This is a genomic window from Williamsia muralis (assembly GCF_051487485.1).
In the GTDB taxonomy this organism is placed as follows: Bacteria; Actinomycetota; Actinomycetes; order Mycobacteriales; family Mycobacteriaceae; genus Williamsia; species Williamsia muralis_B.
In genome coordinates this window covers 117,999-140,792 of the sequence record NZ_JAHVCV010000010.1, presented here as the reverse complement: position 1 = coordinate 140,792, position 22,794 = coordinate 117,999, and the positions used below count along the sequence as shown (strand labels likewise).

Sequence of the window (22,794 nt, the reverse complement as noted above, 5' to 3'; positions counted from 1 at the left end):
GATTCTCTGCGCGACGTGGACGGATGATGTTGTCTGCATTCGCGTAAGCGACCGTTTGCGTAGTGTGAGCGACATTGCCTTCCTCGGTAGGAGCTCAGACATGGCAGACGACGAGAACGTGGTGACAACCACCAGTGGGCCGGTTCGGGGCCTGGATGACGGGATCACCAAGTCGTGGCGGGGTATCCGCTATGCGGCGCCACCCACGGGCGAGCGGCGTTGGCGGGCGCCGGTGCCACCGGAACCTTGGGCCGACGTCGTCGACGCGACCACGTTCGGTCCGGTGGCACCGCAACCGAACAATCCGGTTATCACGCTCGGACCCGGCGCCGTCAAGGACGAGGATTGCCTGAGCCTCAACGTCTGGTCCGCGTCGGTGGTCACTCCGGACGACCCACGGCCCGTGATGGTCTGGATCCATGGGGGCGCATATATTTTCGGCACGTCGAGTCAGCCGTTGTACGACGGGCGCGCGCTTGTCTCTGATGGCGACGTCGTGTTGGTGACGGTGAACTACAGACTCGGTGCGCTGGGATTTCTTGATCTGTCGGCGTTCAACACCGAGGAGCGCGTTTTCGACACCAACCTCGCGCTGCGAGACGTGGTCCTCGCGTTGCAATGGGTTCAAGACAACATTGCCGGCTTCGGGGGAGACCCGGAACGGGTGACCCTTTTCGGGGAATCAGCGGGTGGGGGCATCGTCACGACACTCCTGACCGTTCCTGCTGCGTCAGGGCTGTTCTCCCGTGCAATCGCGCAGAGCTCGCCGGCGACCTCGGTGTACGACAGCGCAAGGGCGAAACGCGCCGCCGACATCTTTCTCCAGAAGGTCGGGGTCGAACCGGATCAGGTTGCGACACTGTACGACATGCCGGTCGATCGCCTGGTGTCGGCAGGACTCGAATTGTTCAGCGATGTGCCGGCCGCAACACCCGGCACGCTCGCGTTCGCACCGGTGGTCGACAAGGATCTGTTGCCTGACTATCCGTTGGCGGCGGCCCGAGCCGGCCGCTCACACCCCGTTCCCCTCATCATCGGAACCAACAAAGACGAGGCGGCGCTGTTCAAGTGGATGAAGTCGCCGTTGATGCCGATCACGCCGGATGCGATTCGCGCGATGTTCGCCGAGATCGCGGCAGAACAGCCGGAACTCAAACTACCGAGTGAAGCCGAGATCGGTTCGGCCTACTCGGGTTTGAAGATGAAGGCAGCCGGACTCGCAGTCGCCCGCGACGTCGGTTTTCGGATGCCGACCATCTGGCTCGCCGAAGCGCACAGTGCCGTCGCGCCGGTGTATCTCTACCGGTTCGACTGGGCCACACCGATGCTGCGGGCCTTGCGGGTCGGGGCCACCCATGCCACCGAATTGCCGTATGTCTGGGGCAACCTGGTGGCCGGTCGCAAGGACATCACGTTCAAACTCGGTGGCCTGAAAGTGGGCAAGGCGCTTTCTGCCCGTCTCCAGAATCGATGGGTGAACTTCGCCGTCGACGGTCATCCCGGCGGACTACCGGGTGACCCGGAATGGCCCCCATACGTACCGGATCAGCGTGCGACCCTGGTGATCGACAGGCAAGACAAAGTGGTCGATGACCTCGACCGGGATTTACGTGCGGCGTGGGGTACCGAGGTGCTGAACTTCCTCTAACCGGTATCACCGGGGGCATCGAGGAGGCCTTCGAGATACCTGGCCACCCCGTCGTCGTCATTGGTCGCCAGGATGTGATCGGCAGCAGCGAGGGCATCGGGTGAGCCGTTTGCCGGACACAGCGCCAGGCCGGCCCATTCGAGCATCGGCAGATCGTTGATCGCGTCTCCACAGGCCGCGACCTCGGTCGGATCGATGCCCCACGCGTCACACAGTCGGGCGAGTCCACTGGCCTTGGAGACGCCTTCGGCGGCCATCTCCACGTAGGGCGCGCCGGAATGGGTGGGGGTCACGCCAGGGATCCCGGCCTTCGCCACCCGCCGAAAGAGATCGACGCTCGGGATATGAGCGTGGCGCGCAACGACTTTGACGATCGGTTCGTTGTCCAGCGAGGCCGTGTCGCTCATCTCCATGGTCAGCGGATCTCGATGGTGGTCGGCGAACACACAAAGTGCGGCGTATGCCGGGTCGGCGATGAAACGAGTCGGGCCGACCACGGCGAACACGGTGCCGGGAAAGAGGGTTCGCACTTGTTCGATTGCCGTGTCGGCGACCTCAGATGCCATCGCCTGCACGTCGAAGATGGTGGCCTCGCCATCGGTGAGGTCGATCAACACGGCGCCGTTCGCAGCAACGGCATAACCGCGAAAGCCACTGTCGACAGCAAGGTTGCGGACCGAATGTTGCGCTCTCGCAGTCGCCCATACCACTCGGACACCGGCTGTAGCAGCGGCGGCCATGGCCGCCGCCGACCGTTCACTGATCGTTCGTCGAGACGTCAGCAAGGTGCCGTCGAGGTCGGTGGCCAGCATCCGGATACTCACACGAGCATGATGCCAAGCGGTGATGCGGCCCGTTGCACGAGATAGCGGTTCAGGCGGTTGGCGAGGTCGCGCGCCGCTGCCGCGGCCAAGCCGAATGGAGCATCTCCGATCCCGTTTCGCGGTGCGCGCCCTCTGCCCGCTGTAACGTCTGCGCTGGAGGCCCGCCATGATCCTGGAGTACATCCGCTACCGCATCGACGAATCATCAGCTGCCGAGTTCGAGGCTGCGTACGCCCGCGCCGCCGACGCCCTGCGCAAGTCCGAGCACTGCATCGACTTCGAGTTGTCGCGAGCAGTCGAAAAGCCCGACCACTACATCCTGCGCATCACATGGGACTCCCTGGATGGGCATCTGACAGGCTTTCGCGGCAGTGAACGGTTCCGGGCGTTTTTCGCCGAGATCAAGAATTACGTGGGCGCCATCGACGAGATGCAGCACTACGAGCTGACCGGCGTGACCGGTACCGGCTCGGGCGCCGACGTCCCGCCGACCCTGTTCGAATGGGCGGGCGGCGCGGAAGCGTTCGATGAGCTTTTCACTCGTTTCTACGAACTGGTCCCGCAAGACGAGTTGCTGGCACCGTTGTTCGCCGGAATGGATGCGCACCACGCGCAACATGTCGCCTCGTGGGTGGGCGAGGTATTCGGCGGCCCTGCCGAATACACCGCGCATGGCGGCGGCTACGAGAACATGCTGGCCCATCACGTCGGTAAGGCCATCACGCAGACGCAACGCCGGCGCTGGGTGGACCTACTGCTCGATGCAGCGGACGAAGTGGGTCTGCCCAGCGATCCAGAGTTCAGGTCGGCCTTTGTCGCCTACCTCGAGTGGGGCACCCGCATAGCGGTGGAGAACTCCCAACCGGGAGCCACGCCGATGCGGCATGCCCCGGTGCCGCGTTGGGGCTGGGGGATGGCCCCTCCCTGGCAAGGTTGAACGGTCCTGTCCGAAGCGATCGATAGCGTTGACGGATGCACCTCGATGACGTCGTGACCACCAGCGCGGCGGTCGCCGCAACCCGCTCGCGGAAAGCGAAGACCCTCGCCATCGCAGATCTGTTGCGGGGCGCCGCGCCGCAGGACGTACGCGCTGTGGTCGCCTGGCTGTCAGGCGAGACACTGCAAGGCCGACTCGGCATCGGTTGGCGCACGCTCTCGGGGGCTCGGGCGCACGCGGCCGCAGCCCCGACGTGGACGGTGGCAGAGGTCGACAACCTGTTCGACGAGTTGGCCGCGACCTCCGGTGCCGGCTCGGTCAAACTTCGAAAGGAGTTGCTGGGCAGCCTGTTCGAGAGGGCGACCGCAGGCGAACAAGAGTTCCTCATCCGGTTGCTCACCGGGGAAGTACGCCAGGGTGCGCTGGAAGGCGTGATGACCGAGGCGATCGCGACGGCTTCCAATCTGCCGGTTGACGTGGTGAGGCGCGCGTTCATGCTGTCGGGCAGCCTTGCCGAGACCGCCGCCGCGGCAATGGGCGGCGGCGCAGCCGCCCTTCAGTCATTCGGTTTGGAGGTCGGCCGGCCGGTGCGGCCGATGCTTGCCTCGCCCGCGAAGTCGCTCGGCGAGGCGCATTCGGCGCTCGGTGGGAACGTGAGCGTGGAGTACAAGCTCGATGGGGCTCGAATCCAGGTACATCGCAACGGCGATGACGTGGCGATCTTCACACGAACACTCAACGACATCACCGATCGGGTACCCGAGCTCGTGCAGTTGGTGCGTGACCTGCCGTGTGAGTCGGTGGTTCTGGACGGGGAGACGCTGGCGCTCGCCGACTCCGGCCGACCTCGGCCGTTTCAGGAGACGATGAGCAGGTTCGGTGCCAGTTCTCAGCGCGATCTATTGCTGCAGCCATATTTCTTCGACTGCCTGCATCTCGACGGTGAAGACCTGCTCGACCGGCCGCTGTCCGACCGAGTAGTTGTACTCGATCGCCTTGCGCCCCAACATCGGATTCCGGCGCTACGATCTCCGACTGTCGAGGAGACCGAGGCCCATCTCGATGCGGCGCTCGCCGCCGGTCATGAAGGCATCATGATCAAAGCCCTCGACTCGACGTACGCGGCGGGCCGTCGGGGCAAGTCGTGGCAGAAGGTCAAGCCGGAGCACACGCTCGATCTCATCGTGCTGGGTGCCGAGTGGGGCTACGGCCGTCGGACGGGCTACCTCTCCAATCTGCACCTCGGCGCTCGCGATCCGGATGGCGGGGAACCGATCATGGTGGGTAAGACGTTCAAGGGGCTCACCGATGAGCTGTTGCGTTGGCAGACAGAAGAATTCCCGAAGGTGGAGCGAGACCGGGACCAGCACACGGTGTATGTGCATCCTCAGATCGTGGTGGAGATCGAGTTGGATGGCGTGCAGGTGAGCACTCGATATCCCGGCGGTGTCGCGTTGCGTTTCGCACGCGTCTTGCGGTACCGGCCGGACAAGACCGCCGCGATGGCCGACACCATCGAGGCGGTCCGGGCGATGTTGCCGGGGGACGGGAGTTAGTCCAACGGCTGCCCGGCGAGTTGACGGACGCGCGTCTCGGAGCTGCGCCTGGCCTCGGCGGCCTGTGCCGATTTCGAATCCAGATCCGGGATGCGACCTACCAAGGTGAGGTCGTCGGTGACAACCTCGACCCGCATCCCCAGTGCTTTCCCGAGAACCTGGGTCAGTGGCGGAATGGTGTGGTCCAGCGACTCCTCGGCCGTGCCGGGCGTGTACACAAGGCCTCGCGAGGAGATGACCACCACCGGCTTGTCTGCGAACGGTTGGTCGGGAGTGTCGAAAGGTGCTGTGGTGCCCAGCACGTGAATGTGGTCGATCCAGGCCTTCAGGGTGGAGGGCAACGACCAGTTGTACATGGGCGCACCGATGACCACCATGTCGGCGGCAATCACTTCGTTGATCAGTTGCCACTGCAGGGCCTCCGACTCTTCACTGGGCTTCTCTGTGGCAGACCGAAGCCGGGTGGCGTAGTGCAGACCTGCGTCGGAAAGGTGTGGGATGGGGTCGCGATGGAGATCTCGGTAGGTGACCGTTCTTGTCGAGTCGGCGGCGAGCCATGTCTGCGCGAACAGCTTGGTCAGCTCGCGAGATCGGGAGGTGTGGACGTCGGCGGACGAATCGAGGTGAAGTAGGTGAGCCATGGTCTCATTCTGCCCATCGCTGCCAGACGGGTCCGATGAGTGTCGCCGCGTCCTACCGGACGCCTATCCGTTTGGGTGCCGTGGCCCACAAAAGCAGCGCTCCGACGGCGATTCCGATCCCGAGGTACAGCCAGCCCAATGGTGCTTGCGAGTTCTCGGGGAGGACCCCTGCGGTGGTCATTGCGGCACTGACGATGAGGTAACACCCTGCACTCACCACCCCGCCGATCAAGCCGAGATTGCGGTCGAACAAGCCCAGGGCAAGTCCATACATCTGCGGGCACAAGACACCGCACCCGGCCAAGGCGAGACAGGCGCCGATGGTGATGGCCGGTGCGTTCACGCCCATCAGCGCTGCGGAAGCGACGAGAACAATTGCCCCGCAGAAGAAGACGCCCAGTGCGCCGAAGGCCAGCGGTCGGGTGCGGATGCGGGTCGCAAGTGTGCCGCACGCCAGCTCGCCCAGTAGGTTCGCACCTCCGACGATCAAGGCCATCGCGCCGTACGCGGCCGGTGAGAAGTCCAGTTCTTCTTGATAGAGAAATGGGCCGACCACACCGAATACCAACTGGGCTGATGCCATCAGGCCGAATACGACGATCAGCACCACGAACACGCGGTGGCGTAACGCGGCGGTCAGGACACGGGCGGTGACCCGCAAGTCCACCCGATCGCGGTCATCAGCTGCGAGTGTTTCCGGTAGTGCGACCGTGACCAGGACAGCGACCGAGGCAGCAAGTAGCGCGATGAGAGCGAAGATCCACCGCCACGAGATGAACTGCACCAGCAGTCCGCCGACCGCCGGAGCCAGTACCGGAGCCACGCCCCACGCTGCGCCGAGTAGGCCCGAGACGGCGATCAGTCGAGTACCGGCGAAGCAATCGGCGGCGATGGCGTAGGCCAGGACCAGGCAGGCGCAGGCCCCGCAACCCTGGAGAAAGCGTAGGACCAGCAAGGTGATCACGTCGTCTGAGACCGAACAACCCAGGCTCGTTGCGACGACGATCGAAAGGCACACCAGCAACACCGGTTTGCGCCCCACCGCGTCCGAGATCACGCCCACCGGGATGAAGGCCAACGCCATACCCAACATGTAGGCGGTGACCGTATTCTGCATCGTTGTGCTTGTCGACCCGAGCTCGGTCGCCATGTCGGGGAGTGCCGGGGTATATGCGTCCAGCGGAATCTGGCTCAGCGGAATGACCATCAACAGGATCGCGACGATCCCGCGCGACGCCACAGGCGCGGTCGGCCTCGTCACGAAGTCATTTCCGTCAATCGCAGCATCCGGAGAACGCTACCGCCCCGCGGGCCAGAACGCGTCGGGAGCGTCAGACGACGTTGTCGCGCTGCTCGTTCCAGAACTCGATGACTGCGGTGGCCAGGGCCACGGGCTGTTCGATCGCCGGAATGACGCGGGCACCCTTGACGGTGACCTCGCGCGCATCGGTCATCGTTGCCGCGACAGCTCTGGCCTCCTCGGGCGTCCATTCGCCTCGGTCATCAGTGGTGACGAACAGAGTCGGACAGGCGATTCTCTCCACCGCCCACGTCAGGTCTGTTCGGTTGAGAATTGCGGTGGAGATCGCATTCACCATCGCCGCGTTCGTCACTCGCCGCATCGAAGCCCTGAGCAACGCGACTGCTTCTGTATCGGTCGCCCGTGTCCGGTCGGTGAACAGTGTCTCTTCGATCGCCTTGCGCGGTAACCCCCGAGGACCGAACATGCGGTACAGCGGGGCGAGGGCACGGACCTTCAGACGCAACGGCTTGCTGATCGGATTTGTCGGTGCGCTGATCGCGGTGAGAGTGCGGACCAGGTCAGGACGTGTTGCGGCCAAGTGCATTCCGACGTGGCCTCCCCATGCGTTGCCGAGCCAGTCGACTGGTCCGTCGAGGTCTTCGGCCAGCGACGTCATCAGTTCAGCTGCTGCAGATGCGCAGGCGCCGATGTCGGTGGGCCGTGCCAGGGCGTCGCTCTTACCAGACGAGGGGGCGTCGATGAGAAAGAGACGCCGGTGTTCGGTGAGGGTGGGCAGCACCCGGTCCCAGCTCGACGAGTCCACGAACATGCTGTGCCACAACACCGCGGGTGGACCGTTGCCCACTGCGCGGACGTGCAGATCACCCAGGCTGGTGGGGACAGTGGACGTGATTTCGGCAATGGCCATGGGGAGCTCCTCATTGATCGGTCCAATTGAGATTACAGCGCGTAAAGTCAAATGAATATAGGCTGATCGAATGGTCCGCACATACTCGTCGGAGGTACGCGCAGAACGAGCTCTCGAAAAACGACGCGCAGTCGTGGCAGCGGCACACGCGATGTTCGTCGAGGAAGGGTGGGTGCCCACCACGATGGCGAAAGTTGCTGCTGCCGCGGGAGTCACGCGTCAGACGGTCTACTCCCAGTTCGAATCGAAGTTGGCGCTGCTCGACGCGTGTATCGATGGTGCGCTCTCTGATGGTCGGGCCATCCCAGTTCGAGAGATGCCCGAGTATCGCGCGATGGGCGTCGGCGATCGACGCGCGCGAATAGCGGCCGGGGCACGATGGCTCTGCGGCGCGCACGAACGGTCAGCGGTCATCCAGGCCGTGCTCGATCAGGCGGCTGTCACCGATGCAGAGGCGGCTTCGCGGCTCGCCGAGCGTGAACGCACCCGTCACAACGAAGTCCGCTTTGCGCTGTCGCTAATCCTTGACGCCGACCCCGAGACGCTCATCGTTGATGCGGTGTGGACGATGGCGTCCCGGCGGGTGTGGCTGATGTTGGTCGACGAACAGCGATGGAGCGGTGATCTGTGGTGTCGCTGGTTTGCTGCTCAGGTGACGCTGCTCGTCGATCCACACGGTCCGCTGGCCGATTAGAGGGTCAATCGGCAGACGGTGGGACGAACTCCGGCTGGTCGAGCAGCCTGAGCCAGCTGCCGTCGGGTTGACGCCGCACCACCTGTGCTCGTGCGCCTGATCCGTCTCGGGGTGGTGTTGACGTCAAGGCGATGTCTCCGCTGATGAGAGTCGGCAGCGGCGCCTCTGGTTCGAACTGTGGCCGCGAGGTCAGCACCTTCTCCCACAACGCCTGGATGGCCGCGCGACCGACGGTCTTCGCGCCCGGGGGATAGGCCATGACAGCGTCGTCTTCGTAGAGCAATGCCACCCCCTCCGCGTCGCCTGCGTTGCAGCGTTCGACGAACAGTCGGGTCAGGTCCTCAGGGCGCAGCGCCCGTTCTCGATTCGGCACGATGTCTCCTCGTTGGTCGGTATGTGACTGAATTCAGCCTCACGTCCGCCATTCAAGAAGTCCAACAGATTGTTCTTCTGCAAACTAGAATTACTGGATATGGAGCTACGTCAACTCGAGTACTTCGTCGCGGTGGCTGACGAATCGAACTTCACGCGTGCGGCAGAACGGGTTCACATCAGTCAATCCGGGGTGAGCGCACAGATCAGGCAGCTGGAGAAGGAACTGGACTGCGAACTGTTCGACCGCTCCAGTCGGGTGGTGCGGCTGACGCCGGCTGGGCGTGCGGCACTCGAACCGGCTCGGCATGCGCTGGCTGCGGCTGCGGGAGTGGAACAGGCTGTCGACGAGGTGGCGGGTTTGCTGCGTGGCCACCTCACCATCGGCATGGTGACCGGTTGCACCATCACGCCGTTGTTTGCCGCCTTGGAGAAGTTCCATCGGTCGCATCCAGGGGTGGAGGTGATGTTGCGCGAGAGCTCATCGGACCTGATGGTCGGTGAAGTACGCAGTGGAACAATCGATCTCGCTCTGATCGGTGCGGCCGGTAGTCTTCCGTCCGGACTCAACTCGATGACGATCGTGAGTGAAGGTCTGTGTGCGGTGGTGCCTGTGGGCCACTCGTTGGACAGGCGGAAAAGCCTGAGCGTGAACGACATCGCCGACCAACGCATCATCGCCATGCCTGCGGGGACCGGTCTGAGAACAGCATTCGACCGAGCATGTCGTGCTCACGGTGTGGAACCGGTGATCGCGCTGGAAGCAAGTGCTCCGGATGCCATCGTGGAACTGGCGGCCAGAGGACTCGGAATCGGCATACTGAGCATGTCGATGGCGGACGATCATCGTGATCGACTCACCGCCGTTCCCCTTGCAGGTCTACCTGATCCCGCACTGCTGGCTGTCGTCTGGCCCGAGTCCGCCGGCCCCGCCGTTCGTGCGCTGGTGCCCGAACTCGAGGAGGCATTCGCGCTGTGAATCCTCACGCTTTCGCCGACTCCGAACGAGCAGCCGTGTACCGGGCCATCGGCGAACGACGAGACATGCGGCGGTTCGTTCCCGATTCGGTGGTGCCCGAGGAGGTCTTGACTCGACTCCTGCAGGCTGCCCATGCGGCCCCGAGTGTGGGGCTGATGCAGCCCTGGCGATTCCTGCGCATCACCGACAACATGCTGCGCCGGAAGATCCGCGACATCGTCGACGAAGAACGGTGTCGGACTGCGGAGGCGTTGGGGGAGCGGTCGGACGAGTTCCTTCAGCTGAAGGTCGAAGGTGTACTCGATTGTGCCGAACTGCTGGTCGTGGCACTCGGCGACGACCGCGACCGGCACATTTTCGGGCGTCGAACGATGCCGAGAATGGACCTCGCCTCGGTGTCCTGTGCCATCCAGAACATGTGGTTGGCCGCCCGGGCGGAAGGCCTCGGGATGGGCTGGGTGTCGCTGTTCGATCCTGAGGTCCTCAGTGATCTGCTCGACCTGCCGCCCGGCGCCGAGCCGGTCGCAGTGCTCTGCCTCGGACCTGTTCCCGATTTTCCCGACCGGCCTGCCCTGGAGATCGATGATTGGGCACACGGTCGGCCGATCTCCGAGTTCGTCACCGAAAACCGCTGGAGCTGAGCGCCTTTGACAGACAGAATCGTCGCCCCGAATGGGGGCGACGATTCTGTTCGACAGCATGTTCCCGGTCATCCGAGAGCTGGTTGATCTACAGGATGTAGAGCATCTCCTGGTAGGTCGGCAGCGGCCAGAGATCATCTGCGATCTGCGCTTCGATCTGGTCGGCGGCTTCGCGCACCGCGTCCATCGCGGGTAGCAGTGCGTCCTTGGCGTGCACCGCTTCTTCGTAGCTTCCCTCGACATGTGTCGCCAGAGCCTCCTTGAGGTGCGTCAGACCGCTCGTCAAAGCTGCAAGCGGTTCGGACAGTGCGTTGAGGAGCGTGAGATCTGCTTCCACGCCTGCCGCTTTCAACGCTCCGACGTTGGTCGCCAATTCTGTCTGGTACCTGACCGCGGCCGGTAGAACCAGGGTCGACCCGATCTCGAGGGTGAGCTTGGCCTCGACCCCGATCGTCAGGGTGTAGTGCTCCAAGCCGATCTCGTACCGGCTGTGCATCTCGCGCTCGTTGAACACGCCGTACTTGGAGAAGAGTTCGATCGACTTGGCAGAGATCAGCTCTGGCAATGCGTCGACGGTGGTCTTCAGGTTCGGCAGACCGCGCGACTCCGCTTCGATCGGCCACGTGTCGGAATAGCCGTCGCCGTTGAACACCACGGCGCCGTGTTCGGTGATGATGTCGGTGAGCAGCTTCTGGACGGCGGTGTCGAACTGGACACCTTCCTTGACCGCTTCCTCGAGAACGGTCGCACAGTGGTCCAGCGAGTCGGCCATGATGGTGTTCAGGACAACCATGGGTTCGCTGATCGTCTGCATCGATCCCGGCGCCCTGAACTCGAAGCGATTCCCGGTGAAAGCGAAGGAGCTGGTGCGGTTTCGATCGCCCGGATCGGTCGGCAGCACAGGGAGGGTGTCCACGCCGATGATCATGGTGCCCTTGCCCTTTGACGAGGTGGCCTCGCCCTTGGCGATCTGCTCGAACACATCGGCCAGCTGCTCACCGAGGAAGATCGAGACGATGGCCGGCGGCGCCTCGTTGGCGCCGAGACGATGGTCGTTGGTCGCCGAGGCGACCGAGACCCGTAGGAGCCCCGCGTGCAGGTGTACGGCGCGGATGACAGCCGCACAGAAGACCAGGAATTGCGCGTTCTCATGAGGAGTGTCCCCTGGAACCAGGAGACTGCCGAACTTGTCGTTGCCGAGCGAGAAGTTCACATGCTTGCCCGAACCGTTCACACCTTCGAATGGCTTCTCGTGGAACAGGCATTCCATGCCGTGCTTTTTGGCAACGGTCTTGAAGGTTGTCATGAGGAGCTGCTGATGGTCGGCCGCGATGTTGCCTCGTTCGAACATCGGCGCGATCTCGAATTGCCCTGGCGCCACCTCGTTGTGCCGGGTCTTGGCTGGGATCCCGAGTTTGAACAGTTCACGTTCGGTGTCCATCATGAATCCGAGGACCCGCTCGGGAATGGCACCGAAGTAGTGGTCGTCGAACTCCTGGCCCTTGGGGGGCTTGGTGCCGAACAATGTGCGGCCGGCGTTGATCAGGTCGGGACGCGCCAGAAAGAAGTGTCGATCCACCAGGAAGTACTCCTGCTCGGGCCCGCAGAAGGCCACGATGTGGCCCGGGTTCGAGTGACCGAACAGCCGCAGCACACGCTCGGCGTGCTTACCCATCGCCTGTTGTGAGCGCAGTAGCGGGGTCTTGTGATCCAGGGCCTCGCCGGTCATCGACACGAAAACTGTTGGTATGCAGAGAGTATTGCCGTTCGGGTTCTCCAACACATATGCCGGACTGGTCACGTCCCAGCCGGTGTACCCGCGTGCCTCGAAGGTGTTGCGAAGCCCTCCGTTGGGGAAACTCGACGCGTCGGGCTCGCCCTGGATGAGCGTCTTGCCCTGGAACTCTGCGAGTGTCGAACCGTCGCTCGCCGGCTCGAGGAAGCTGTCATGCTTCTCCGCGGTCAAGCCCGTCAGGGGATAGAAGACGTGAGCGTAATGTGTCGCCCCCTTCTCCAGTGCCCAATCCTTCATCGCTGACGCGACGGCGTCGGCGATCGCGGGATCCAATGTGGTTCCCTTTTCGATCGTCGCCATGACGGACTTGTAGACATTCTTCGGTAGGCGTTTGAGCATGACCGATTTGTTGAACACGTTCTCGCCGAAGATGTCTCCGGGAGCCTCGGCCGTGTCGAAACTGGGGGGAGGCGGCGTGTACGCCTCGACCGCAGTGATCGCGGCAAGCCGGATGTTGTTTCCACTCATGTGTTAGACCCTTCAGGCACGGACTCTCCACCTTGTTCTGGGAAAGCCCTGACCTGCGAACCCTACGAATCATCTATAACGGGCTCATTTCGTCGCTGTGACGATGAGAAGCGACCGACTACGGCCGGTCCGTTCGGAACACGTGGTGTCGACCGTCGTCGATCGGATTGTCCGGTGTGAGATACCCGGTGGCGACCTGAGTGAAGCCGGCAGCGAGCAGGGCGCGCCACGAAGCGGGGTTGGCCACCGCAACCGGAACGATGATCGTGTCGGATAACGGATGATCAACCCATGACTTGTCGACCATCTCGCGGATCATGGCAGTGCCCAATCCTTGGCCGGTGAGATCGGGGACACCGATGAAGTAGTCGACAGACAAAGCGTTCGGAGGCACGGAGACCAGGGTTTGCATCTCGACGAGATCCTCGGGGTAGGCGGAGAACAGATACCGCTGGATCACACCGATCGGCGCACCGTCGTGCATCACGACGAAGACCTCACACGGTTCGGTGCCCTCGATGCTGCCACCGAAGTCCCGCTCTACGGCCGCGTCGGACGTGTCGTGGTTCCAGAATCTCGCCACATGCGGCTGTTCCAGCCATCGCTGGATCAGAGGTAGGTCATGACGCTCGATCGGGCGGAACCGCACTCGTCCAGCATGTGCGCGACATGAGGGATGGTCAAACGATTTGACGGCCGCCGGTCAGCGGTCGAACGCGCGCCGGGGAGGCCGGGTTGTTGCGCCGGCACCACGCCTCAGTGAGCGTTCATCACCGGGAAGACGTGATCGCGCAGCAGTGGTGCCAGATCTGCTCCGGTGTCAGTGCGGTGCACCCACCGCAGTTCGGCGATTTCCGCGGAGGCGATGGGGATCGCGGGAAGTCGTGAGCTGAAGACCGTGGCGGAGATCATGGTGTCGGTCTCGTTGGCCGCGGGTGCCCGGAAGGTGCCCACGAGCATCAGGTCGTCAGCAGTGAGCCGAATCCCGATCTCCTCGTCCACCTCGCGGATCGCGGCAGCGGTCGCGTCTTCGCCGGCTTCGAGTTTGCCGCCCGGGAACATGAACATCTGTGTGTCCGACTTGCGCACGGTGAGGATTCTCTGGTGGTCGTCGGAGAAACACACGGCCGCCACGGTCAAGGTCTGCTGGTCCGATTCAGGCACCGCGCATTTCTACCACGATGCCGATCACCGGCGGTTTTGGTGAAGAACTTCCCCAAATCTGTAACACGTTCTAGTCTGACGACATGACAGTTTCTGCGGATACCCCCACCGATTTCGACCATCTGCGCGGCGGCACCCACCTGGGCCACCTCATGGTCGCGGCGCTGCGCCGCCATGCGAACGAGCCGGTCCTGTTCCTCGGCGACACCACCCTCACCGGGGGGCAGATGGCCGAGCAGATCAGCAAATACACCCAGGCGTTCGAATCACTCGGCGCCGGATCGGGCAGTGCGGTCGGCCTGCTGGCTCTCAACCGGCCCGAGGTCCTGTTGGTCATCGGAGCGGGACAAACCCAGGGGTGGCGACGCAGTGCTCTACATCCGCTCGGATCGCTCGACGACCATGCTTATGTGCTGAGCGACGCGCAGATCACCACCCTGGTCATCGACCCGGTGCCGATGTTCGTCGAGCGCGCGGCCGCACTCCTCGAGCGTGTCGACAGTCTCAAGCAGGTACTCACGCTGGGCCCGGTTCCATCTGAGCTCTCAGAGGTCGCCCGCGACGTGATCGCGGAGTCGCAGCGGTTCGAGGCCAAGCCTCTCAAAGCGGCTGATCTTCCCCCCGATCACATCGTGTCGATCACCTACACCGGTGGCACAACCGGAAAGCCGAAGGGAGTCATCGGGACTGCTTCGGCAATGTCCACGATGACGCAGATTCAGCTCTCCGAGTGGGAATGGCCGGAGCACCCGAAATTCCTGATGTGCACCCCGCTGTCGCATGCTGGGGCTGCATTCTTCGTTCCGACCCTGATGAAGGGCGGCTCGATGGTGGTGTTGCCGAAGTTCGATCCCGCCGAAGTGCTGCGCACCATCGAAGAACAGAAGATCACCGCCACCATGCTGGTGCCATCGATGCTGTACGCCTTGATGGACCACCCCGATTCGCACACCCGCGATCTGTCGTCGCTGGAGACCGTCTACTACGGAGCATCCGCGATCAACCCTGTCCGGCTGGCCGAGGCCATCGAACGCTTTGGTCCGATCTTCGCGCAGTACTACGGACAGTCCGAAGCACCGATGGTGATCAGCTACCTCCCCAAGGACGCCCACGATGACAAGCGGCTGTCGAGTTGCGGCCGTCCATCCGCATTCTTGCGCACCGCCCTCCTGGGTGAAGACGACAAGCCGGTCGCGGTAGGGGAGCCCGGGGAGATCTGCGTGGCCGGTCCGCTGCTGGCGGGTGGCTATTGGGGACTACCCGAAGCAACGGCAGAAGCATTTCGAGACGGCTGGCTTCGCACCGGAGATGTCGCGAGAGAAGACGAGGACGGCTTCTGGTTCATCGTCGACCGCACCAAGGACATGATCGTCACCGGCGGGTTCAATGTCTTCCCCCGCGAAGTCGAAGATGTTGTCGCCGAACACCCTTCGGTCGCGCAGGTCGGCGTCATCGGAGTTCCCGACGAGAAGTGGGGTGAAGCGGTGACCGCGATCGTGGTGCTGCGGTCCGATGCGCCCACGGACGAATCGTCGATCGCGCGGATGACCACCGAGATCCAGGACGCGGTCAAAGAGCGCAAGGGTGCGGTCCAGTCGCCGAAGCAGATCGTCGTCGCCGACGCTCTGCCATTGACCGCTTTGGGCAAACCGGACAAGAAGGCGCTGCGCAAGCAGTACTGGAGCGACAGCGACCGCTCTGTCGGGTAGTCGAGGTGCGTGCAGCGGATGTACCTGCACGTGTGCTGTGGGCGGCGGAACTCCTGGCGCCTCAGCCTCGGGAGAGGCTGCTCGAGATCGGCTGTGGAAACGGTGTGGCGGCGCAGTTGTTGTGCCCCACATTGTCCGGCGGCGACATGCTGGCGATCGACAGATCGGCCACCGCGGTCAGTAGAACGATCAGACGCTGTACCGACTTTGTCGCCGATGGACGACTGCGAGTGGAACAGAGCGATCTGAGCGAACTACGCGTCGACACCGCTTCTTTCGACGCAGCGCTCGCGATCAACGTCAACGTCTTCTGGACGACGTCCGCAGAGCGGGAGCTGGCAGTGTTGCGTGGCGCGCTCCGGCCCAAGGGGCGTTTGGTCCTGGTCTACGGCCAGGGCCCGGGCTCTGTAGACGATCGGCAGGCGAAGATCTCACAGCACCTCCGCGCCGCGCATTTCATCGTCACGGCAACGTATTCGGAGGACGCCGGCCATGCGGTGATCGCCGTGAGAGCTGGGTGATCAAGGGCTGGGCCCGTCTGGGCGGTTCGGCCTTCGGAGCACCAACTCTGGGGATGGTCTGCGCCGGGTCGGCGTGCAATAGTGGCCACGTGGGCAGCCTTCCCCCGTCGCGGTATCTGCTCCGCGCCAGAGATCTGATCGACACGCAGTACGCCGACGAACTGACCGTCGATCAGATGGCTGCGGCCGCGATGTTGTCCCGTGCACATTTCAGTCGCGCTTTCACGCGTGCTTTCGGTGAAACGCCGCACACCTACCTGCAGACGCGTCGGCTCGAACGCGCTGCGGCCCTGCTGCGTAACACCGACTATTCGGTGGCAGATGTTTGTGTGGCCGTCGGTTTGCGCAGTGTCGGGTCTTTCACCACGAGCTTCAAGCGAACCTACGGACTCACGCCGGCCCGTTATCGGGCCAGTCTGCCTGCCGCAGCCGACCGAGCGATGGTGCCCGCGTGCGTGGTTCGTACGTTCAGTCGTCCCGCGCCCGACAGTCGGCTCTAGCAACCGATTCCTGGAGATCGGGCGATTCGACGAACAGCACACGGGGAGAAGACTCGACCGGCAGCGCGGCGTTAGCGTCGACTTTGTAAATACCACTTGAGCACAGGAGTTCATCATGAGAGTCGCCGGAGCGCAGATCTGGGTTCACGATCAAGACATTGCGCTGAAGTTCTACACCGAGCAGTTGGGCATGGAGGTGCGGTCCGACGCGACCGTGCCGGAGTTGGGTGGATTCCGTTGGCTGACCGTGGCACCACCCGGGCAAGACGATGTGACCATCATCCTGATGGCCATCCCGGCACCACCGATGGTGAGCGAATCCACGCACGACGAGATCCTCGCGCTCGTCACCAAGGGTTTTGCCGGCACGGTGTTTCTCACCACTGACGATTGTCAGTCGGAATACGAAAAACTCACAGCCCGCGGGGTCGAGTTCACCGAGGTGCCCGAGCAAAGGCCGTATGGGATCGACGCGGGGTTCAGAGACCCATCCGGGAACAGCATCCGGTTGACCCAGCCGATCGAGGCCTACGCGACATAGACGGCCTCTGCCGGATCAGGTCTCGACGTCGCCGACCAGTTCGGCCACATGGTCGGGTACATAGGTCGTCAGTTCGCGAGGAGGTCGTTGATAGGTTCCGGTGTCGATCGGCTTCTCGGGCAAGTCGACCTTCGGTTTATTCACCTCGTGATAGTCGATCGTGGACAGCAGATGCGACATCATGTTCAGTCGAGCGTGCTTCTTGACGTCCGATTCGACCACGTACCAGGGACTGTTCGGCGTGTCTGTGTGCACCATCATCTCGTCCTTCGCGCGAGAATAATCCTCCCAGCGGTACACCGATTCCAGGTCCATCGGACTCAGTTTCCATTGCCGCACAGGGTCATTGAGCCGCGACCGGAATCGTCGGAGTTGCTCGTCGTCGGACACCGAGAACCAGTACTTGCGAAGGATGATGCCGTCGTCGAGGAGCATCTGTTCGAAAATGGGTGTCTGACGCAGGAACAGGGAGTGCTCCGTGGGTGTGCAGAAGCCCATCACTTTTTCCACGCCCGCCCGGTTGTACCAGGATCGGTCGAAGATGGTGATCTCGCCGGGCGCCGGCAGGTGGGCGATGTATCGCTGGTAGTACCACTGGCCGCGCTCGCGGTCGGTGGGTGCGGGCAATGCGGTGACGCGCACAACGCGGGGCGATAGATACTCGGTGATGCGCTTGATCGTGCCGCCCTTGCCGGCCGCGTCGCGGCCCTCGAAGATCACCACAACCCGAGTGCCGGTGTCCTTCACCCACTCTTGCAACTTCACGAACTCGGATTGCAAGCGAAAGAGTTCGGCCTCGTAGACGTCTTTGGGGATCTTCTGGGCCTTGCTCTTCTTACCGCTGTCCTTCTTTCCCATGGAGGGAGCCTACTGGGTTGCAAGCGCGTCGTCAGCGATTGTGAACACCGGGCCGAACGATCCGGCTCACGCCTTGTTGCCGGACAACGCCAGCGTGCCGCCCAACCCGATCATCATCAATCCGCCGGTTGCACTCAACTGTGCTTGCCGCCGGGGTGAATCGGTGAACCACGAGCGGGCGACCGATGCGGCCATCGCCCACGCGCTGTCGCAGATCAGCCCGATCACGACAAAGACTGCCCCCAGGACAAACATCTGAAGTCCGGGGGCGCCTCGGCCAGGGTCGACGAACTGGGGGAGAACTGCTGCCAAGAACACCAGTGCCTTGGGATTGGTGAAGCCTACCGTGAATCCCTGTGACACAACGCGTCTCGTCGTCACTCCATCGCCCGGACCGGCGCCTGCGTGGATCAGGTGGCGATGACGGATCGCCTGGACCCCCAAATAGACCAGGTACACAGCACCGGCCGATTTGATGACCATGAACATGGTTGCGGACGCGGACACCACGGCGCCGATGCCCAGCGCGACAGCCGCGATCTGGGGTATCAGACCCATGGTGTTGCCGAGCACGCTCAGGAGGCCGACTCGCCTGCCGTAGGCGATCGAACGTCCGACGACAAAAAGCACACTGGGCCCCGGAACTGCTATCAGCACAACTGCGGCGACGATGAACGCGAGCAGATTGGGTAAAGGCACCATCGTTTCACTGAACCATCGGTGTCAACCGTTGGCAGGCGCGTACAGACGAACCCGCCGGCGTTTCGACGGCCGCGGGAATCTTCGAAGCCTTGATGTGGTTGCCCACGTGACCGCGAAGGAAGAAGGACACCTCGATGCCTGTACCAAAATCGTCGGCCGTGGAACTCGGCCTGGACACATTCGGCGACCGCACTGCCGGTCCGGATGGCGAACCGCTCTCCTACGACCAGGTCATCCGGGATGTGGTCGCAGAAGGGGTTCTCGCCGACAAGGTGGGCCTGGACTTCTTCGGTGTCGGTGAGCATCACCGCGAGGACTTCGCCGTCTCAGCACCTGAGGTGGTCCTGGCCGCAATTGCGGCCCAGACAGAGTCCATCCGTCTGGGAACAGCTGTGACCGTACTGAGCTCAGATGATCCGATCCGCGTGTACCAGCGCTTCGCCACTCTCGACGCGATCTCTGGGGGCCGGGCGGAAGTCATTTTGGGGCGCGGCTCGTTCACCGAATCGTTCCCGTTGTTCGGCTACGACCTCGCACAGTACGAGGAGTTGTTCTCCGAGAAACTGGACCTGTTCGCCGAGCTGCGATCAGAGGGCCCGATCACCTGGAACGGCGGTCACCGGGCGCCCCTGACCGGACAGGAGGTGTTCCCGAAAACCGCGAAGGGAGGGTTGACCACCTGGATCGGTGTCGGTGGCTCGCCGGAGTCGGTGGTACGCGCGGCGCGATACGGAATACCGTTGGTGCTGGCCATCATCGGTGGGGAGCCGGCGCGATTCGAACCGTTCGTAGATCTCTACCATCGGGCGCTGCACGAGTTCGGGCACACAGAGCTGCCGGTGGCAATGCACTCGCCGGGTCACGTCTCCGACACCGACGAACAGGCCCGCGAAGAACTGTGGCCCCACTACCGCGATCAGATGAATCGGATCGGGCGGGAACGAGGATGGCCGGCCACGACACGAGGTCAGTTCGAGCAGGCGGCAGGCCCGGACGGTTCGTTGTATGTGGGTTCCCCGGACACCGTTGCTGCGAAGATCATTCAGAATGTCCGGGCACTGAAGGTCACCCGTTTCGACATGAAGTACGGCAACGGCACCTTGTCCCATGAAGCAAAGATGCGAAGCATCGAACTGTATGGCGAGAAGGTCGCCCCGATTGTTCGCGAGGCCTTGTCCGATCAGAGGTAAAGTCCCGCGGTGTAAGCGTCGCGAGCAGTGCGGCGCACCGTAGGAGGCAAGACGTGGCGAGCAGTTCCGGCCCCGCATCGGTAACGTGCCGAACCGAGTACCGCAGTACGACTCACGAACGGCTCGCAACAGCTGCGAGCGCGCTCGTGATCGCCTCGCTGCTGGAGTTGGTCGCACTGACGGTCGTTGATGCCCCGCCCATGACAACCGGTCTCATCGTCATCGTGACAGTGGGGCTGGGCCTGCTACTGGCGGCGTTGGGCCGTATCCGTGACCTGCCGGCCGTGACGATCACCGTGGACGATGAGACGGTCCATTTCGGCAATGCCGACTCCGAGCTGCACTCCTTTCCCCTCGACTCGCTGCTGTCGGTCAAACAGAGCTCGGAGCTGGCAACCGACACATCTGTCAGCCGATCGTCGCGCGCCGATCAGTTCCACGTTCGGGGCTGCCGGTACCTACGTTTGCGGTTCACGAGCAACCCGGATCAGGAGTGGCAGATCGCGGCGATCGAGTCGGACCCGGCCGCGGCGGAGGTGATCGCCCGCCTCCGCGCCCATCAGCCGGCCAAGCGCGCGGTCAGGGTGGGCAAGGGCACGGGTGGCCTCGCCAAACCAGCAGCGGCAGAGCCGGGTTACCAACCTGCACAGCCCCCGCCTGGCCGGTTGATTCCGCGCATCGCGAACGCCGACAGCGAGGAAGCCGCACAACGGTTGTGGCAGTTGGCAATCAAACAACACGATGATGTGCTGGCAGACTACGCCCAGTACGAACTCGAACCCGAACTGCTCATCCGGTTCCCTGCGGTCACTGACGTGTCGGTCGACACCGTGGAGGTCTTCCACACGACACTGAACCGCGCCCAAGAGCTGCGCACCGATACGTTCCCGGTCAACATCGACCGTGCCGACGAGTATCAGCAGGCGGTCATCGACCTGCGTAAGGCGTGGGTCGAATGTGAGAAATACGGGCGCGCGGTGGGTACCGGGCTACTCGAGGTGAACGACCAGAGGGAATTAACGGTTGCGTTGTCGCTGCTGGAGAATGCGCGAAACGTGCAGGGTGAGCAGCAGGCCGAGTACCTGAACCAGATCAAGCAGATCGTCACCGACCTGACCGACCGCGGCAGCCTTCATCCACAGCCGCAGGCGATGGAGGAAATCGATGCGGGACGGCGAAGGGCTTTGGAGGCGGACTAGCTGCTTGTTGTTGGCAGCCTGCAATAGGTCATTTGGGCGAGATGTACTGTCCGTCGAGAGAGTAGATCTCTTCGGTAGGGTCAGGTCCAGACTTGATCGAGATGACCGTCTGATACTCGTTTAGTACGTACCGGTGCGAAGCCTCGATGTCCACGAGGTCGCGATCGAACGTGTCGACGTTGCCGCGCCGCATCGCGTCATTACGTACCTGATCGAAAGTAGATGCCGACACGTCGGTGAAAGCGAAAGAACCCGCACGCAGCCGACCGGTCTTGTTCTCACTGTAAATACGCAGCGAAGGAAAGTGGCCGGGTGCGCGGCTCAGCGATCCGCTCGATTTGAGGTCGGTGTACTCCACAAGTACTCCGCCAGAATTTTGTATGTCTCCAGCCGAGATCGTCGCCGAGTCCGGATCCCCACGGATCTCGAATCTATTGAGAATCGGCTGGTCCGTAGGGATTCCGGCCTCGGCCATCATCTCCGCGGCTAGAGTCACTGAAGTCTGAAAGTCGCCCGGATTGAACCAGGTAGCAACAACTCCCTCAGTGTTCGCCTGGATGTCGACTCCGTCCTCGATGTCGTCGCCGAAGTCCGCCGTCGCCAGGACGGGCTGGTCATCGCCCGAACGCACCACCGTCATCGACTTGAAGAACCGAGATTCCTCCGGGATGACGGCGTTCATCTGATCTCGGATGGTGGTGAATTGCATCCGCAACAACTCATCTGCCCGAAAAGTCCGTGGCCCTCGCGAATCGGTGGGGTTGCGCTCCGGTCCGCTCCACGTCTTGCTCGACCCCGTGTAGTCGATGTCCAGGCTTTCGCCTGTCTTTCGGTCGAGCACGGATGCGCTGTCGTAACCGTCGCGCGTGATGCGAAGACTGAGAATGCTGTTCCCGGCATTCGGTCCCAGAGTTCGTATCTGCCGCAACAAGTTATCGATCTGCTGTTGAGGATCGTAGGCGGATTCGGTGTCTTCGACCGAGGTGGATGAGCTCCCGGTGCCCGACCTCGACACCGAGATGTGCCACCCACTACCGACCCCGACAAACAGTGCAACCGCAACCAGAATTGTGATCAGAGGCTGCAGCAGCGTGGAGTTCGGCGGGTGGTTCCCGAATTCTGTGGCCTTTGCCGGCGCGATACCCGCGTCGTAGGACAGCGAGCTGTCGGGACGAGGCGGGATCAGGGCAGAGGGAAGTGTGGTCTGGGAGTCCTGCAGCACGGTTGCGGCAACCGGCTTGGGCATCGCCGTCAGCCAACGCGCGCGATAGTCGGTGTCATTGGGTGGCGAGATGGTTGCCGTCACGAGTGTGGGCTGCACATCCGACGCGTCGAGGCTTGATCTGGTCAGTGCCTCGATCGTCACCGGGATCTGTTTGCGGGACTGGCCTGCCTTCAGCAGGCCGTCGATACGGCGGGGACGTGGCGAGATGACGAGTGCGGTGATCACCAACGGAACGCCCACCAAGAGCGAGACGAGCCAGTTGTTGTACGCGCCGAGACCGACTGCGCATCCCAGCACCGCGCCGGCGACCGCTGCGCGAACCGCGAACCTGACTGTCGGCGATTTGGACCGATCGGAATCGCGATCCGAGCTCATTGGCCACCTCCGGGACGGAATCATATTGCTCCCGTGACCAGCGCGAAAGTGGCAGAGTCTGATTGCTCGGGAAGCCTGCCGCGT

At 63.0% G+C, this 22,794-nt stretch carries 23 protein-coding genes; 12 read left to right on the top strand and 11 right to left on the bottom strand.

Features of this window, described 5'->3' with window-relative positions; genetic code table 11:
* Window positions 1-100 precede the first annotated feature (100 nt).
* Window positions 101-1,648 carry a carboxylesterase/lipase family protein gene (locus KXR83_RS23360; RefSeq protein WP_437426893.1) on the top strand — a complete coding sequence of 516 codons (1,548 nt, stop codon included), beginning with the start codon at window positions 101-103 and terminating at the stop codon, window positions 1,646-1,648.
* Here KXR83_RS23360 and KXR83_RS23355 read toward each other — a convergent pair.
* Window positions 1,645-2,460, bottom strand: coding sequence for an HAD family hydrolase (locus KXR83_RS23355; protein WP_437426932.1), 816 nt, complete (start codon window positions 2,458-2,460; stop codon window positions 1,645-1,647). The two genes, KXR83_RS23360 and KXR83_RS23355, sit on opposite strands and share 4 nt — an antisense overlap.
* Window positions 2,461-2,638: 178 nt before the next feature.
* Between KXR83_RS23355 and KXR83_RS23350 the strand changes: the two genes are divergently transcribed.
* Together KXR83_RS23350 and KXR83_RS23345 are read left to right on the top strand one after the other, a co-directional pair.
* Window positions 2,639-3,409, top strand: a complete 771-nt coding sequence (locus KXR83_RS23350; RefSeq protein WP_437426892.1) for a group II truncated hemoglobin — start codon at window positions 2,639-2,641, stop codon at window positions 3,407-3,409.
* A gap of 35 nt (window positions 3,410-3,444) precedes the next feature.
* The gene (locus KXR83_RS23345) at window positions 3,445-4,965 is read left to right on the top strand and encodes an ATP-dependent DNA ligase (RefSeq protein ID WP_437426891.1); all 1,521 of its coding nucleotides are present in this window, start codon (window positions 3,445-3,447) and stop codon (window positions 4,963-4,965) included.
* Here the strand turns inward: KXR83_RS23345 and KXR83_RS23340 are convergent.
* From KXR83_RS23340 to KXR83_RS23330, 3 genes are all read right to left on the bottom strand, one after another.
* Entirely contained in the window at window positions 4,962-5,606 is a 645-nt protein-coding gene (locus KXR83_RS23340; protein ID WP_437426890.1) for an FMN-dependent NADH-azoreductase, read from the bottom strand. The two genes, KXR83_RS23345 and KXR83_RS23340, sit on opposite strands and share 4 nt — an antisense overlap.
* Before the next feature lie 52 nt (window positions 5,607-5,658).
* Window positions 5,659-6,867: a multidrug effflux MFS transporter gene (locus KXR83_RS23335; protein WP_437426889.1), complete on the bottom strand. Its 1,209-nt coding sequence runs from the start codon at window positions 6,865-6,867 to the stop codon at window positions 5,659-5,661.
* A gap of 70 nt (window positions 6,868-6,937) precedes the next feature.
* Window positions 6,938-7,777, bottom strand: coding sequence for an alpha/beta fold hydrolase (locus tag KXR83_RS23330; protein ID WP_437426888.1), 840 nt, complete (start codon window positions 7,775-7,777; stop codon window positions 6,938-6,940).
* A 70-nt stretch (window positions 7,778-7,847) separates the two neighbouring features.
* On the opposite strand from KXR83_RS23330, the gene KXR83_RS23325 reads away from it, so the two are divergent.
* Window positions 7,848-8,471, top strand: coding sequence for a helix-turn-helix domain-containing protein (locus KXR83_RS23325; RefSeq protein ID WP_437426887.1), 624 nt, complete (start codon window positions 7,848-7,850; stop codon window positions 8,469-8,471).
* Window positions 8,472-8,475: 4 nt separating this feature from the next.
* On the opposite strand, the gene KXR83_RS23320 is transcribed toward KXR83_RS23325, so the two are convergent.
* Window positions 8,476-8,844, bottom strand: a complete 369-nt coding sequence (locus KXR83_RS23320; protein ID WP_437426886.1) for a YybH family protein — start codon at window positions 8,842-8,844, stop codon at window positions 8,476-8,478.
* 99 nt (window positions 8,845-8,943) lie between these two features.
* On the opposite strand from KXR83_RS23320, the gene KXR83_RS23315 reads away from it, so the two are divergent.
* Together KXR83_RS23315 and bluB are read left to right on the top strand one after the other, a co-directional pair.
* Window positions 8,944-9,822, top strand: a complete 879-nt coding sequence (locus tag KXR83_RS23315; protein WP_437426885.1) for a LysR family transcriptional regulator — start codon at window positions 8,944-8,946, stop codon at window positions 9,820-9,822.
* Window positions 9,819-10,463: a 5,6-dimethylbenzimidazole synthase gene (gene bluB / locus KXR83_RS23310; RefSeq protein ID WP_116915207.1), complete on the top strand. Its 645-nt coding sequence runs from the start codon at window positions 9,819-9,821 to the stop codon at window positions 10,461-10,463. The genes KXR83_RS23315 and bluB overlap by 4 nt, the downstream gene beginning before the upstream one ends.
* 88 nt (window positions 10,464-10,551) lie before the next feature.
* Here bluB and KXR83_RS23305 read toward each other — a convergent pair whose 3' ends face one another.
* The 3 genes from KXR83_RS23305 to KXR83_RS23295 form a co-directional block, all read right to left on the bottom strand.
* Complete coding sequence (locus KXR83_RS23305) at window positions 10,552-12,726, bottom strand: glutamine synthetase III family protein (protein WP_023958015.1); 2,175 nt, start codon at window positions 12,724-12,726, stop codon at window positions 10,552-10,554.
* A 118-nt stretch (window positions 12,727-12,844) separates the two neighbouring features.
* The gene (locus tag KXR83_RS23300; RefSeq protein WP_437426884.1) at window positions 12,845-13,375 is read right to left on the bottom strand and encodes a GNAT family N-acetyltransferase; all 531 of its coding nucleotides are present in this window, start codon (window positions 13,373-13,375) and stop codon (window positions 12,845-12,847) included.
* A gap of 107 nt (window positions 13,376-13,482) precedes the next feature.
* Window positions 13,483-13,890, bottom strand: coding sequence for an NUDIX hydrolase (locus KXR83_RS23295; RefSeq protein WP_437426883.1), 408 nt, complete (start codon window positions 13,888-13,890; stop codon window positions 13,483-13,485).
* Window positions 13,891-13,973: 83 nt separating this feature from the next.
* On the opposite strand from KXR83_RS23295, the gene fadD8 reads away from it, so the two are divergent.
* From fadD8 to KXR83_RS23275, 4 genes are all read left to right on the top strand, one after another.
* Complete coding sequence (gene fadD8, locus KXR83_RS23290) at window positions 13,974-15,599, top strand: fatty-acid--CoA ligase FadD8 (RefSeq protein ID WP_437426882.1); 1,626 nt, start codon at window positions 13,974-13,976, stop codon at window positions 15,597-15,599.
* Window positions 15,600-15,604: 5 nt separating this feature from the next.
* Window positions 15,605-16,120, top strand: a complete 516-nt coding sequence (locus KXR83_RS23285; protein ID WP_437426881.1) for a class I SAM-dependent methyltransferase — start codon at window positions 15,605-15,607, stop codon at window positions 16,118-16,120.
* A gap of 89 nt (window positions 16,121-16,209) precedes the next feature.
* Window positions 16,210-16,620, top strand: a complete 411-nt coding sequence (locus tag KXR83_RS23280) for a helix-turn-helix domain-containing protein (protein WP_437426880.1) — start codon at window positions 16,210-16,212, stop codon at window positions 16,618-16,620.
* Between the two features lie 112 nt (window positions 16,621-16,732).
* A complete protein-coding gene (locus KXR83_RS23275) occupies window positions 16,733-17,161 on the top strand; it encodes a VOC family protein (protein WP_437426931.1) in 429 nt (142 codons plus the stop codon).
* Between the two features lie 15 nt (window positions 17,162-17,176).
* Here KXR83_RS23275 and ppk2 read toward each other — a convergent pair whose 3' ends face one another.
* Together ppk2 and KXR83_RS23265 are read right to left on the bottom strand one after the other, a co-directional pair.
* Complete coding sequence (gene ppk2 / locus KXR83_RS23270) at window positions 17,177-18,019, bottom strand: polyphosphate kinase 2 (protein WP_437426879.1); 843 nt, start codon at window positions 18,017-18,019, stop codon at window positions 17,177-17,179.
* A 66-nt stretch (window positions 18,020-18,085) separates the two neighbouring features.
* Window positions 18,086-18,721, bottom strand: a complete 636-nt coding sequence (locus KXR83_RS23265; RefSeq protein WP_437426878.1) for a LysE family translocator — start codon at window positions 18,719-18,721, stop codon at window positions 18,086-18,088.
* Between the two features lie 134 nt (window positions 18,722-18,855).
* Between KXR83_RS23265 and KXR83_RS23260 the strand changes: the two genes are divergently transcribed.
* Both KXR83_RS23260 and KXR83_RS23255 read left to right on the top strand, forming a co-directional pair.
* Complete coding sequence (locus KXR83_RS23260; protein WP_437426877.1) at window positions 18,856-19,911, top strand: LLM class flavin-dependent oxidoreductase; 1,056 nt, start codon at window positions 18,856-18,858, stop codon at window positions 19,909-19,911.
* 53 nt (window positions 19,912-19,964) lie between these two features.
* Window positions 19,965-21,110 carry a hypothetical protein gene (locus KXR83_RS23255; RefSeq protein ID WP_437426876.1) on the top strand — a complete coding sequence of 382 codons (1,146 nt, stop codon included), beginning with the start codon at window positions 19,965-19,967 and terminating at the stop codon, window positions 21,108-21,110.
* Between the two features lie 28 nt (window positions 21,111-21,138).
* On the opposite strand, the gene KXR83_RS23250 is transcribed toward KXR83_RS23255, so the two are convergent.
* Entirely contained in the window at window positions 21,139-22,710 is a 1,572-nt protein-coding gene (locus tag KXR83_RS23250; RefSeq protein ID WP_437426875.1) for a hypothetical protein, read from the bottom strand.
* Window positions 22,711-22,794: the final 84 nt, after the last annotated feature.

Bases quoted from the DNA above. Each gene is read 5' to 3' on its own strand.
- KXR83_RS23340 (WP_437426890.1), bottom strand. From the start codon at position 5,606: ATGGCTCACCTACTTCACCTCGATTCGTCCGCCGACGTCCACACCTCC.
- ppk2 (WP_437426879.1), bottom strand. From the start codon at position 18,019: ATGGGAAAGAAGGACAGCGGTAAGAAGAGCAAGGCCCAGAAGATCCCC.
- fadD8 (WP_437426882.1), top strand. From the start codon at position 13,974: ATGACAGTTTCTGCGGATACCCCCACCGATTTCGACCATCTGCGCGGC.
- KXR83_RS23265 (WP_437426878.1), bottom strand. From the start codon at position 18,721: ATGGTGCCTTTACCCAATCTGCTCGCGTTCATCGTCGCCGCAGTTGTG.
- KXR83_RS23260 (WP_437426877.1), top strand. From the start codon at position 18,856: ATGCCTGTACCAAAATCGTCGGCCGTGGAACTCGGCCTGGACACATTC.
- KXR83_RS23360 (WP_437426893.1), top strand. From the start codon at position 101: ATGGCAGACGACGAGAACGTGGTGACAACCACCAGTGGGCCGGTTCGG.
- KXR83_RS23305 (WP_023958015.1), bottom strand. From the start codon at position 12,726: ATGAGTGGAAACAACATCCGGCTTGCCGCGATCACTGCGGTCGAGGCG.
- KXR83_RS23250 (WP_437426875.1), bottom strand. From the start codon at position 22,710: ATGAGCTCGGATCGCGATTCCGATCGGTCCAAATCGCCGACAGTCAGG.
- KXR83_RS23350 (WP_437426892.1), top strand. From the start codon at position 2,639: ATGATCCTGGAGTACATCCGCTACCGCATCGACGAATCATCAGCTGCC.
- KXR83_RS23330 (WP_437426888.1), bottom strand. From the start codon at position 7,777: ATGGCCATTGCCGAAATCACGTCCACTGTCCCCACCAGCCTGGGTGAT.
- KXR83_RS23325 (WP_437426887.1), top strand. From the start codon at position 7,848: ATGGTCCGCACATACTCGTCGGAGGTACGCGCAGAACGAGCTCTCGAA.
- KXR83_RS23355 (WP_437426932.1), bottom strand. From the start codon at position 2,460: ATGCTGGCCACCGACCTCGACGGCACCTTGCTGACGTCTCGACGAACG.
- KXR83_RS23345 (WP_437426891.1), top strand. From the start codon at position 3,445: ATGCACCTCGATGACGTCGTGACCACCAGCGCGGCGGTCGCCGCAACC.
- KXR83_RS23315 (WP_437426885.1), top strand. From the start codon at position 8,944: ATGGAGCTACGTCAACTCGAGTACTTCGTCGCGGTGGCTGACGAATCG.